Consider the following 11,668-nt stretch of genomic DNA (forward strand, 5'->3'; position numbering starts at 1 on the left):
GGAGCAAGGACATGAAGACCGACCTGCAGATCAAGGCCGACGTGACCGCCGAACTGGCATGGGACGCGGCGTGCAACGCCGCGGCCATCGGCGTGGCGGTGAAAGAAGGCGTCGTGACGTTGAGCGGGCAGGTGGATACCTTTCTGCAAAAGCGCGCGGTGGACCAGGCCGTGCGGCGCGTCTCGGGCGTGCGCGGCGTCGCGCTCGACCTCGAGGTGCGCCTCGCGCCCGGTGACCACCGCAGCGACACCGACATCGCGCAGGCGGCCGTCGCCGCGCTGCGGTGGCACTCGGTGGTGCCGCAAGACAAGGTGCGAGTCGAAGTGGACGACGGCTGGGTCACGCTCACGGGCGAAGTGGACTGGCCCTACCAGCGCGCGAGCGCCGAGCAGTGCATCCAGCCGCTCACCGGCGTGCGCGGCGTGACGAACCAGGTAGCCATCGCCAGCCGCGCGGCACCCGGTGACATCCAGTCGCAGATTCGCGACGCGCTCGGGCGCCACGCCGCGCGCGAGGCGCGCCACATCGAAGTCGCGGTGGATGGCGGCGTCGTCACGCTCACCGGCAAGGTCGGCTCGCTCTCGGAGCACGAGGCCGCCGTCGGCACGGCCTTCGCGGCGCGCGGCGTCACGCGCGTCGTGGACCGCCTCGAAGTCACCGGCTGAAAGAGGGTTGACTTGCGACGATGCCCGGTGCGAGCATCGCGGGTCTGCAACAAAGAAGGAGAGGAACCGATGAACGACGTTACCCAGACCCCGCCTGCCGCGGGCGAACAGCGCCTGGCCGATGACCTGCGCACCGTGATCGCCGATGCCGAGCAGCTGCTGCGCCACGCGGTGCGCGACGCGAGCCAGAGCTACGCGGACGCGCGCACGCGGCTGGAAGGAAGCCTGAAGACCGCGAAGGACGAGCTCGCGGTGTTCGAGAAAGCCGCGCTCGAGCGCGCGATGGCGGGCGCCCGCGCGACCGATGCCTACGTACGGGAGAACCCGTGGCAAGCGGTGGGCGTCGGTGCGGCGATCGGGCTGCTGGCGGGCTACATTCTCGGGCGCAAGTAAGTGGCGCTCGGCGACAGCCTCTCGCGGCTCGGCGCCACGGGCGTGCTGATGGCGCGCCAGCGCCTGGAGCTCGCCGCGCTCGACTTCGAGGAAGAACTGCTGCAGGCCGCGTGGATTCTGATCCACGCGCTCGTCGCGGCGCTCTTCTGCACGCTGCTGCTCGCGGCCATCGCTGCATCCATCGTGATCGTTTTGTGGGATACGGCGCGCATCACCGCGCTTCTGTCCATCACGGGCGCGTTCGCGGCCGCGGCGGGCTTGGCCATCTGGCGGGTGGCGCGCGTGCTCGAGGAGAAGGCGCCTTTCATGGCCGCGACGCTGGCGGAACTCGCGAAGGACCGCGAGAGGCTCACGGCGAGCACCGAGTGAGCCGGGCCATGAATCAGCTCGGACGCATCCGCGCGCGCCGCCGCGACCTCGTCGGCGAGATTGCCCGCACGCGCGACAATGTGAGTGACGGCGCCGCGCGCATCCGGGGCTGGATGCGGCCGGTGGCGCTCGGCCTCACGGCGGGGCGCCTGCTCGCCGCGCGCAAGTGGCTGCGGCTCGCGGGCATGGCTCTTCTCGCGTTCACGGCCGTGCGCAAGGTGCTGGCCAAGCGCTGAAAAGGCACTGCGGCACCACCGGTATGGCGAGGACCAGACCGCCACGCCTCTAGCTGCACGCGACCGCCACCTGGCGCAGATCGAGGTGCCCCTGCAGCACCTTCTCGATGCCATCCTGCATCAGCGTCACCATGCCTTCGCTCACGGCACGCGCGAGAATCTGCGTCGAGCTTTCGCGCGCGAGCACCGCTTCCTTCAGCGAGGGACTTGCCACCATCATTTCATACACGCCGAGCCGGCCCTTGTAGCCCGTGTGGTCGCATTCCTCGCAGCCTGCCGGGGCATGCAGCGTGAGCGTGCCGTCCGCCTGACCGTAGCGCGACCGCCAGCGCGCCTCCACTTCGGCCGGCACGAGCGGCGTGGCGCCGCAGTATTCGCGCGCGAGCTCCGCGACCTCCTCGGGCGTCGCCACGTGCGGCTTCTTGCATTGACACAGGCGCCGCACCAGCCGCTGGCCGAGCACGCCCAGCAGCGCATCGGCGAAGTTGAACGGATCGAGCCCGAAGTCGAGCAGCCGCACGATGCTTTCCGCGGCGCTGTTCGTATGCATCGTGGAGAGCACGACGTGACCGGTGAGCGACGCGGCGATCACCGTGCGGGCCGTCTCGGGGTCGCGCGTCTCACCGACCATGATCACGTCCGGGTCGGCCCGCAGGAAGCTGCGCAGCACATTGGGAAACGTGAGGTCGAGCTTCGGGTTCACCTGCACCTGGCAGAGGCCCTCCTGCGCGATTTCCACCGGGTCCTCGACCGTCCAGATCTTGCGCTCGCCCGTGTTCATGTACGCGAGCAGCGAATGCAGCGTGGTGGTCTTGCCCGAGCCGGTCGGCCCGCAGACGAAGAGCAGGCCGTAGGACCGCTCGGCGATCGCCTTCAGCTGCGCGAGGTCGCGCGGCGCGAGTCCGAGCTGATCCAGCGACAGCGCGCGCGGCGCCGCGAGGATTCGCATCACGACGTCCTCCAGGCCCTGCGCGGTGGGCATGACGACGACGCGCAGCTCGATCGGCCTTATCCCCTGCTCCTGGAAACGAATCTTGCCGTCCTGCGGGCGCCGGTGCTCCGAGATGTCCAGGCTGCACATGATCTTGATGCGCGACACGAGCGCCGGGCGGAAATTGGCCGGCACTTCGATGTAGGGCCGCAGCACTCCGTCGACGCGGAAGCGCACGCGAGTGGGACGCTCGGCCATGCCGGTCTCGATGTGGATGTCCGACGCGCCCGCGTCGAACGCATCGACGATCATCTTGTTGACGAGGCGCACGAGCGTGTTGTCGGATTCCGTGACCTGCGCCGCTTCGGGCGGTACCTCCGGTTCGGGCCGTTCCTCGCCGAGGCGCGCGACGAGCTGGCCGATGGCCTCCGCGCCGCCGATGCCGCCGTAGTACTTGGCGATCGTGCTCGCGAGGTCGTCGTGCGAGGCCATGACGGGGTCGACCTGCAGGCCGGTGGCGAACTCCACTTCGTGCAGCGCCTTCCAGTCGAACGGGTCCTCGATGGCCACCACGAGCCGGCGTCCCGCGATGTAAAGCGGCATCACCCAGTGCCGCCAGGCGAGCTGCTCCGGCAACGCGCGGATCGCATTCGGGTCGCAGGCAAAGCGCATCAGGTTGAGCGTGGGCACGCCGAGCTGGCTCGCGACGGCCTGCGAGAGCGCCTCGCGCGGGATCGCGCCCATGTCCACCAGCACTTCGCCGAGGAGCCGATGCGGCCCGCCTTCCCATCTCTGGCGCGAAAGCGCTTCCTTCACCTGGGCCTCGTTCACGAGCCCCATCGCCACCAGCAGCTCGCCGATGCGGCCGCGCGCGGTGGAGCGGCCGATCTCGAGGAAGTGTTCGAGTTCGCGCCGGTTGCTGGGCGGGCCGGGTCGCGGCTCGGCCTCCTGCATCGGCGCCGAGGGTCCGGCGGGCGGCGCCGATGCCGGTGCGTCCGGCACGTCCATCATGCTCGGCACGTCCGTCACGTCCGTCACGTGCGTCAGGTGCGTCACGTCCGGCTCGGACGCCGCAGCCGCATGCGGCGCGGTAGCTGTCGGCGTGTCCGCGCGGTGCTCGTCCGGGGCATTTTCCTCGAGCGGATCGATGGTGTAGTCGTTGAACGCGTCGGAGGGAAAGAACCAGCGCATCGCGCCGTCGCTCGGGTGCACGACGAAGACGTAGAGCCCGCACGGGCGCATGAGCACGGCGAGCGCTTCGGCCTCGATGTCCGTGCCGTCCTTCATGTGCACGGTGCAGCGCCACGCGCGATGGCCCGACTTCAGCGCGACGGCACCCGGCGGCACGGCAAGCGGTATCTGCTCCAGCTCCACGGGCTTTTGCAGCTGCAGGCAGCGAATCTCGGAGAAAGGCAACGTGACCGCGTTGGCGTGCGCCGGGCGGAACGTGAGACGCCGCGCCTCGCAGTCGATCGAAAGCAGCACGCACGCCACCGCGTCTCCGGTGGCGAGCATCAGGTTGGCCCGTTCGCCTTGCGGATCGGGCTCGTCACCTGCAATGCGCATGTGGTGAGGCGCGGGCCAGTCGAGGCGCGAGTCGGCGGCAGCTTGGTGTGTCGTCGGCATGCGGATGAGGTTAACGATGCCTCGTGGCCTCGCGCTTGACACACGTCAACGCGCACGCCACCGCGACGCGTAGATTGATCGGCGCATGCCTGCGACAACCTCTTCATCCGTCCTGCGCGCCCATGCGCTTGCCAAGACCTACGGCAGCGGCGACGCCGCCGTGCAGGCCCTGCGCGACGTCGACCTCGAAGTCGCGGCCGGCGAATTCATCGTGCTGCTCGGGCCTTCGGGCAGCGGCAAGTCGACGCTGCTGAACATCCTGGGCGGGCTCGACGTGCCCACGTCGGGCGAGGTTGAATTCCTCGGGCAGCGCCTTACGGGCGGCGCCGACGACGAGCTCACGCGCTACCGGCGCGAGCACGTGGGCTTCGTCTTCCAGTTCTACAACCTGATCCCGAGCCTCACCGTGGCGGAGAACGTCGCGCTCGTCACCGACATCGCGCGCGACCCGATGCCCGTGGACGAGGCGCTCGCGCTCGTGGCCCTGACTCCGAGGCGCGATCACTTTCCCTCGCAGCTCTCCGGCGGCGAGCAGCAGCGCGTTGCCATCGCGCGCGCCATCGCGAAGCGCCCGCAACTCCTCTTGTGCGACGAGCCGACCGGCGCGCTCGACTACGCGACGGGCAAGCTCGTGCTGGAAGTGATCGCGCGCATCAACCGCGAGCTCGGCACGACCGCCGTCGTCATCACGCACAACGCGGCGATCGCGGGCATGGCCGATCGCGTCGTGCGCCTGGCCGACGGCCGCATCGCGAGCGTGAGCCGGCCCGAGCGGCGCCTCACGCCCGCGGAGCTGTCCTGGTGACGCGGATGAAAGCGCTCGATCGCAAGGTGCTGCGCGACCTGCGCCTGCTCTGGAGCCAGGCGATCACGATCGCGCTGGTGGTGGCGAGCGGCATCGGCGGCTTCCTCGCGACGCTCTCGGCGGTCGATTCGCTCGCCATCGCGCGCGACGCGTTCTATGCGAGCGGCCATTTCGCCGACGTCTTCGCCAGCGTGAAGCGCGCCCCCGACGCGATGGGCGAGCGGCTGCGCGAAATCCCCGGCGTGCTGGACGTGCAGACGACCGTGGAATCGTTCGCACGCGTCACCGTGCCCGGCAGCGTCGACCCCGTGATGGGCAACCTGATCGGGCTCGATCGGCATCGCGCGCAGCGGCTGAACCAGGTGCTGCTGCGCTCGGGCCAATGGCCCGCGCCCGCGTCCGGCGCGGGCGGCGAACTCCAGGTTCTCGCTTCCGAAAGTTTTGCGCAGGCGCACAAGCTGCGGCCCGGCGCGACGGTCTCGGCTCTCGTGAACGGCAAGCGCCGCACGCTGCGCATCACCGGCACCGCGCTCTCGCCCGAATACATCTTCGGCGGGATGATGGGCGTGCCCGACCTGCGCGCGTACGGCGTGTTCTGGCTGGACAAGGACGAACTCGCCGCCGCCGCGGACATGGCGGGCGCATTCAACAAGGCCGCGGTCAAGCTCGCGCCGGGCGCATCGGAGCGCGCGGTGGAAGACGCCGTGACGCGAACGCTCGCGAAGCTCGGCGGCGCGCCCGCGCACGGCCGCGCCGAACAAATGTCGCACGCGATGCTCGACAACGAGATCAAGGAGCAGCACGTGATGGGCACGGTGCTGCCCGCGATCTTCCTGGCCGTGGCGGGCTTCCTGCTGCACGTCGTGACGGCGCGGCTCGTCGCCACGCAGCGCGAACAGGTGGCCGCATTGAAAGCACTCGGCTATCGCAACCGAACGATCGCGCTGCACTACCTGAAACTCGTCGCGCCGATGGTCGCGGGCGGCTATGTGCTCGGGGTCGCGCTCGGCGACTGGCTCGGCGCGGGCCTCACGGGACTCTACGCGGAGTTCTTCCACTTTCCGGCGTTCGAACATCGCATCTCGCCCTCGCTCGCACTGATCGGCCTCGCGATCGTGTCGGCGACGGCCGTGCTCGGCACGCTCACCGCCATCGCGGCCACGGTGCGGCTGTCGCCCGCCGAAGCGATGCGGCCGCCCGCGCCCGGGCACTACCGGCGCGCGCTGCTGGAACGCGTGCCGCGCCTGAAACTCGCGCCCGCGCTGCGCATGATTTTGCGCAACATCGAACGCCGGCCGCTGCGCGCGGCACTCACGACCGGCGGCATCGCGGCGGCCGTGGCGATCGTGATCATGGGCTACTTCTTCCGCGACGCGATCGAGGCCATCGTGGACAACCAGTTCAACCTCGCGATGCGCGGCGACATCATCGTGTGGACGATCAACCCGGTGGACCCCGGCGCCTCGCGCGAACTCGCGCGTCTGCCCGGCGTGCTGCAGGTGGAGCCGGGGCGGCGCGTCGCGGTGCGCATCACGCACGGCGCCGTGAGCGAGAACATCCTGATCGACGGCTCGCCGCCCGCGCCGCTCTTGCAGCGGGTGATCGACGTGGACCAGCATCTCGCGCTCGCGGGCACGGCGGGCCTGCTCATCACCGATCGCCTCGCGGACAAGCTGCACGTGCGGCCCGGCGAGGAGGTGACGATCGAGGTGCGCGAAGGAAAGCGCGAAGTGCGGCAGGTCACGGTGGCCGGCACGGTGCGCAACATGATGGGGCTTTTCGGCTACATCCGCCGCGACGCGCTCAACCTGCTGCTCGGCGAAGGCGACGTCGCGAGCTTCTTCAGCCTGCGCGTCGCGCCCGGCATGCTGCCCGCCACGCTGCGCGCGACGCAGGACCTGCCGAACGTGGCGGGCGCCTTCAGCAAGGCGACGATGCTGCGCAACATGCAGGAGGTCACCGCGCGCAACATCCTCGTGATGAGCACGATCCTCACGGCGTTTGCGGTGGTGATCGCGGTGGGCGTCGTCTACAACAACGCGCGCATCGCGCTCGCGGAGCGCACGTGGGAGCTCGCGAGCCTGCGCGTGCTCGGATTCACGCGCGCGGAAGTGTCGATGCTGCTGCTGGGCGAGCTCGCGCTCGGCATCGCCGTGGCGCTGCCGCTCGGGATGTTTCTCGGCTGGGCGCTCACGCATGGCGTGGTCGAGGCGATCAAGAACGACCAGATGCTGTTTCCGGTGACGATCCAGCCGCGAACCTATGCGTGGGCGGCCATTGCGGTCGTCGCCGCGGGCGTGGGCAGCGCGCTCGTCGTGCGCAGGCGCATCGATCGGCTCGACATGGTCGCGGCGCTGAAAACGAGGGAATGAATCATGTTCGGCAATTTCCATATCGACAAGGCGAAGCTCGCGTACGCGGCGTTCGGTGCCGCGGCCTTGGCCGCGCTTGCCTGGGCATTCGCACCGCGGCCGGTGCAGGTCGAGACGGCCGTGGTCGAACGCGGCCGCTTCGAGCAGTCCATCGAGGAGGACGGGCGCACGCGCCTGAAGGATCGCTTCACGATCTCCGCGCCCGTGGCCGCGCGGATGGCGCGCATCACGCTGCGCGAAGGCGACCCGGTGCGCGTGGGCGACACGATCGCCGTGCTCACGCCGGTGATGTCGTCGATGTTCGACGAGCGCAGCCTGCGTGAAGCGACGGCGCGGCTGAAGGCCGCGGATGCGAATGTGACGGGTGCGGCGGCGCGCGTCGAACATGCGCGCGTGGCACAGGAGGAGGCGCGGCTCGAGTTGCTGCGCACGGAGAAGCTCGCGCGCGAAGGATTCCTTTCGGCGTCGCGGCTCGACAGTGCGCGCCTCGCCTTGGCGGGCGCGGAGCGGGAACTCGAAGCCGCGAATGCCGCGCGGCAAGTCACCGTGCACGAGCGGGCGCAGGCGGCAGCGGTGCTGCAGCCCGCGGGCGCTGCCGCGCCCGGCGAGCCGCTCGCGGTGCGCTCGCCCGTGAGCGGTGTCGTGCTGCGGATACCGCTGCAAAGCGAAGGCACGATCGTCGCGGGGACGGCGCTCATGGATGTCGGCGACACGGATCGCATGGAAGTGGTGGCGCAACTGCTCACGACCGATGCGGTGCTGGCCCGGCCCGGCACGCGCGCGATGATCGAGCGCTGGGGCGGGCCGCCCGCGCGGGGTGTGGTGCGGCTCGTCGAGCCCGCGGCGTTCACGAAGGTGTCGGCGCTCGGGATCGAAGAGCAGCGCGTGAACGTGCTGATCGATGTGCTCGATGCGCCCGCCGCTTGGCGCAGCATGGGGGACGGCTTTCGCGTGACCGCGCGGGTGATCACCGCGAGCGCGGACGACGCGGTGCTCGTGCCGGTGGGGGCGTTGATGCCGATTGCCGATGGGGGTGTCGCGGTCTACGTGCTGGAAGGCGGCCGCGCGAAGCTGAAGCCGGTGGAGCTGGGCGGGCGCAATGGGATGGTCGGGTGGGTACGGTCCGGGTTGGCGCCGGGGCAGGTGGTGATCGTCTATCCGCCGCCCAACGTGGCGGATGGCAAGCGGGTGGAGGGGCGGAGGGTGTGACGATCGAAGAGGCGCGCGCGACGCGCCTCGTGGAACGCCACGTGCTCCAGGTGTTCAGCACGCGCGGCTTCGGAGAAGAAGGAGTTCACCGAAGTACCATCGGCTGTCAGGCCTCCTGCCGCCACTGATTTCAGAATTCTAGGGTAAATCGTTGCAAGACATTGATTTCCATGAAAAAATCAACCATCAATTCATTTCAGAATTCATTTCATAATCATGCGCCCTTCCAATGTCGGAGCCCGGCATGAGTTGAGGCGCGTGCTCGGCCGGGCGCCTGCAGCAACCGGACAACTCGCCGCGGCCCTGGGTGTGAGCCTGCCGAGCCTGCACCGGATGCTCAACGAGCTTGGCGGTGAGCTGGTTTCATCGGGAAGCACGCGCAATCGCAAACACGCGCTGCGCCGTTTGCTGCGTGGCACTGATTCGACGATACCCGTGTATTCCGTGGATGCCGAAGGACGCGCCGCATCGCAGGAGCCGATCGAGCTCATTCAGCCCGAGGGATGCCTCGCACGTCTGGCGCCCGCCGTGTGGCCGGCGGCACGTGAGAATGATGGCTGGTGGGAAGGTTTGCCCTACCCGCTCTACGACATGCGCCCGCAGGGCTATCTGGGGCGAATCGTGGCGCGCAGCGTCGCACGGCAATTGCACGTATCGGACAACCCGGATGCGTGGAGCGACGACGACGTTCTCTATTGGCTCGTGCAGCATGGAAGCGATCAGCCGGGAAACCTCATCGTCGGCGAGCAGGCGATTCAGGCGTGGAACCGGCAACTCGGGCGCGGACTTGCCGACATCGTTGCCGGTTCGGAAACACCCGAGCGATATGTCGAATTTGCAGAGGCGTCGCTCAATCAAGGCGTGGCGGGGTCCAGTGCCGGCGGAGAATTCCCCAAGTTCACGGCGGCGAGAGATCTTCACGATGCCGATACACCTCACGTGATCGTCAAGTTCTCGGGCAGCGAAAATTCCGCGGCGGTGCGACGGTGGTCCGACTTGCTGATCGCCGAGCATCTGGCGCTCGAAGCGATCCGGCAATGCATGGCGGGGCATCGCGTGGCGCGCAGCCGGATCCTGATTCATGGCGGACGAACGTTTCTGGAGAGCGAGCGATTCGACCGGCATGGCGAATTCGGCCGCAGTCCGGTGGCGACACTCACCGTAGTCGATGCGGCCTTGATCGGCACGAGCGAAACGGCGTGGCCGAAGATCATGCGCTCGCCTGCCGCGCGGAGCCTGTTTCCACCTGCGGTGATCGATCGCGCCGAAGAGCTGTGGTGGTTCGGCCGTTTCATTGCGAACAGCGACATGCACAAGGGCAATCTCACCTTTCGTCCGCGTGGCGATCACTTCGACCTCGCGCCCGCCTACGACATGCTCCCGATGCACTATGCGCCGTTGCGTGCAGGGGAAGTCCCTTCGCATGTGTTCGATACGGCTACGCTGCCGCTGCCGCCGCGCGGCCGCGAGGCGGATTGGCATCGGGTGGTCGATGCCGCGCGGGTCTTCTGGCGATCGGCATCCGAAGACGTGCGCATCGGCGAAAGCTTTCGCGCGATCTGTGCGGAGAACGGCCGGTTGCTGCAACGCTGGAGCGAAGCGTGGAGGCCGGAGTCGTGACCCCTCCCTCGCTCCAGTCCTGTACGAAATTGTTTGGCCATCACGACGTCTGCTACCTTTGAGTTGGGGCTGACGCTGGCGCATAGGGTCTCTTGATGAGCTTCCCGTAGTCGAGGGTCTTAACGCCAACCTCGCCATTTGGACAACGGGAATACCGGCTGGGCTCGTTGGCAATCAGCCAATCAAGAACTTCTGAATTGGGAACAGGCCGACACTCAATCCTTTCTTCAGGCTTGAAGTTCTCGAAACCAGGAAAAAACTCCAAACGTGATGACTTAATCAAGTGAGACTTCAAGCTCGCGGGAATCGGAACAGGAGAACTCTTGTCGAGGACGGCTATCGCCCATTGTCGGAGCTCTTCGTTTTCCTTGCTCGGTTGCTCTTTCAGCACGCCAAGCGCCATCTGGACGTAGTCCTTCTTGAGTCCTGCTTCGGTCACGGAGCTTTGAACAAAGTAACCAATGAGTGCCAGGATGACAGGTATGGCGACGCTAGAGCCGATCTGTGTGATCTGCTTCCAAGTTTCCAGCCGGTCCGGAAGCGACAACCCGGCTCCTGAGCTTTTAAGCGTCATCGAGTTCCACGGACATGCGATATACCTTCAAGCCGATTCGGTCCGAAGTCGTGCAAGCGTGCTTCAGGCCTGGATCCACGCTGCCAGCAACAATTGCGCCGTTCACCTTTCGATCAGGGAATTTCGCCATCAAGATTCCCATGTACATCGAGACCTGTCCGAATACTCGGAAATCAGCCATGCCTGATTTGAGCTCCACTACCAACAGAGCGCCGGTTCCTGCCTCCTCTAGAAGAACATCAATTCTCTTCCCTTCGATCGAGTACTCGATTCCGATCGCGTTGCCGCCAAAAATTCGGAAATTTGGAAAGAGCTCAGAAATGTGGGCACATATTGCGGTTTGGAGATCTTTCTCGTAAGCGAAGTTTGATTCGGGAGAGGCAATTTCATCTTCTTCGTCAGCGAGCGTTGGAATCTCCAGCTTCTGATACTGCACGAAAAATTCAGCATATCGGTTGATTGCGGCTCGAAAACGACTGTGCTGTTCGTAGCCGTAGTCAGCGTACTTGCCCGACTGACTGTAGGCATGCGCAATCTCACTGATAAGAACTTGATCCGTAACTTCGTATATGTTGATCTTCTGCCCTGTCGCCTTCGAGTAGTGCTGCGAAACGATATTTATTGCCTGCGGATAGTTCTTTGCAGCGGAAGGCTTTCCCTGTTTGATCAACCAATCTCTGAACTGAATCTCCATAGACACGAGAGGCTCCTCGGCTGACTGTGAGGTCTAAGGAACGTCTGAACAAGTCCACCGATGATGCCTTCATGCGTTGAAAGACGCAAAGGAGCTTGAGCGATGAGCCAGCTGAGTTTTTCGGACGCGGAGTACGCCGGCAAGAGGAAGAAGACGAGGCGCGAAGTCTTCCTG

The 11,668-nt window shown here is 66.8% G+C and carries 11 protein-coding genes; 8 read left to right on the forward strand and 3 right to left on the reverse strand.

Translation table 11 applies throughout. The features are described 5' to 3' along the window. Positions 1 to 11: 11 nt before the first annotated feature. From VHA82_RS03505 to VHA82_RS03520, 4 genes are all read left to right on the forward strand, one after another. The gene (locus VHA82_RS03505) at positions 12 to 665 is read left to right on the forward strand and encodes a BON domain-containing protein (protein ID WP_325540318.1); all 654 of its coding nucleotides are present in this window, start codon (positions 12 to 14) and stop codon (positions 663 to 665) included. 69 nt (positions 666 to 734) lie between these two features. After that, a complete protein-coding gene (locus tag VHA82_RS03510) occupies positions 735 to 1,058 on the forward strand; it encodes a DUF883 family protein (protein WP_325540320.1) in 324 nt (107 codons plus the stop codon). Then, positions 1,059 to 1,427, forward strand: coding sequence for a phage holin family protein (locus VHA82_RS03515; protein ID WP_325540321.1), 369 nt, complete (start codon positions 1,059 to 1,061; stop codon positions 1,425 to 1,427). A gap of 8 nt (positions 1,428 to 1,435) precedes the next feature. Next, on the forward strand, positions 1,436 to 1,663 hold the full coding sequence (locus VHA82_RS03520; protein ID WP_325540323.1) for a hypothetical protein: 228 nt from the start codon (positions 1,436 to 1,438) through the stop codon (positions 1,661 to 1,663). A gap of 49 nt (positions 1,664 to 1,712) precedes the next feature. On the opposite strand, the gene VHA82_RS03525 is transcribed toward VHA82_RS03520, so the two are convergent. After that, on the reverse strand, positions 1,713 to 4,220 hold the full coding sequence (locus VHA82_RS03525) for a GspE/PulE family protein (RefSeq protein WP_325540325.1): 2,508 nt from the start codon (positions 4,218 to 4,220) through the stop codon (positions 1,713 to 1,715). A gap of 85 nt (positions 4,221 to 4,305) precedes the next feature. Here VHA82_RS03525 and VHA82_RS03530 point away from each other — a divergent pair, with 85 nt between their 5' ends. From VHA82_RS03530 to yjjJ, 4 genes are all read left to right on the forward strand, one after another. After that, the gene (locus VHA82_RS03530; protein ID WP_325540327.1) at positions 4,306 to 5,025 is read left to right on the forward strand and encodes an ABC transporter ATP-binding protein; all 720 of its coding nucleotides are present in this window, start codon (positions 4,306 to 4,308) and stop codon (positions 5,023 to 5,025) included. A 5-nt stretch (positions 5,026 to 5,030) separates the two neighbouring features. After that, the gene (locus VHA82_RS03535) at positions 5,031 to 7,397 is read left to right on the forward strand and encodes an ABC transporter permease (protein WP_325540329.1); all 2,367 of its coding nucleotides are present in this window, start codon (positions 5,031 to 5,033) and stop codon (positions 7,395 to 7,397) included. A gap of 3 nt (positions 7,398 to 7,400) precedes the next feature. Next, complete coding sequence (locus VHA82_RS03540; protein ID WP_325540331.1) at positions 7,401 to 8,606, forward strand: efflux RND transporter periplasmic adaptor subunit; 1,206 nt, start codon at positions 7,401 to 7,403, stop codon at positions 8,604 to 8,606. A gap of 216 nt (positions 8,607 to 8,822) precedes the next feature. Continuing rightward, entirely contained in the window at positions 8,823 to 10,226 is a 1,404-nt protein-coding gene (gene yjjJ, locus VHA82_RS03545) for a type II toxin-antitoxin system HipA family toxin YjjJ (RefSeq protein WP_325540333.1), read from the forward strand. A 52-nt stretch (positions 10,227 to 10,278) separates the two neighbouring features. Here yjjJ and VHA82_RS03550 read toward each other — a convergent pair whose 3' ends face one another. Next, on the reverse strand, positions 10,279 to 10,800 hold the full coding sequence (locus tag VHA82_RS03550; protein WP_325540335.1) for a hypothetical protein: 522 nt from the start codon (positions 10,798 to 10,800) through the stop codon (positions 10,279 to 10,281). Further along, the gene (locus tag VHA82_RS03555; RefSeq protein ID WP_325540337.1) at positions 10,790 to 11,500 is read right to left on the reverse strand and encodes a hypothetical protein; all 711 of its coding nucleotides are present in this window, start codon (positions 11,498 to 11,500) and stop codon (positions 10,790 to 10,792) included. The genes VHA82_RS03550 and VHA82_RS03555 overlap by 11 nt, the downstream gene beginning before the upstream one ends. Positions 11,501 to 11,668: the final 168 nt, after the last annotated feature.

This window comes from Ramlibacter sp. (genome assembly GCF_035548915.1).
Lineage (GTDB): Bacteria > Pseudomonadota > Gammaproteobacteria > Burkholderiales > Burkholderiaceae_C > Ramlibacter.

What these genes read in the sequence shown, in the direction of transcription:
- VHA82_RS03505 (WP_325540318.1), top strand. Translation starts at nt 12, where the DNA reads ATGAAGACCGACCTGCAGATCAAGGCCGACGTGACCGCCGAACTGGCA.
- VHA82_RS03510 (WP_325540320.1), top strand. Translation starts at nt 735, where the DNA reads ATGAACGACGTTACCCAGACCCCGCCTGCCGCGGGCGAACAGCGCCTG.
- VHA82_RS03520 (WP_325540323.1), top strand. Translation starts at nt 1,436, where the DNA reads ATGAATCAGCTCGGACGCATCCGCGCGCGCCGCCGCGACCTCGTCGGC.
- VHA82_RS03525 (WP_325540325.1), bottom strand. Translation starts at nt 4,220, where the DNA reads ATGCCGACGACACACCAAGCTGCCGCCGACTCGCGCCTCGACTGGCCC.
- VHA82_RS03530 (WP_325540327.1), top strand. Translation starts at nt 4,306, where the DNA reads ATGCCTGCGACAACCTCTTCATCCGTCCTGCGCGCCCATGCGCTTGCC.
- VHA82_RS03535 (WP_325540329.1), top strand. Translation starts at nt 5,031, where the DNA reads ATGAAAGCGCTCGATCGCAAGGTGCTGCGCGACCTGCGCCTGCTCTGG.
- VHA82_RS03540 (WP_325540331.1), top strand. Translation starts at nt 7,401, where the DNA reads ATGTTCGGCAATTTCCATATCGACAAGGCGAAGCTCGCGTACGCGGCG.
- yjjJ (WP_325540333.1), top strand. Translation starts at nt 8,823, where the DNA reads ATGCGCCCTTCCAATGTCGGAGCCCGGCATGAGTTGAGGCGCGTGCTC.
- VHA82_RS03550 (WP_325540335.1), bottom strand. Translation starts at nt 10,800, where the DNA reads ATGACGCTTAAAAGCTCAGGAGCCGGGTTGTCGCTTCCGGACCGGCTG.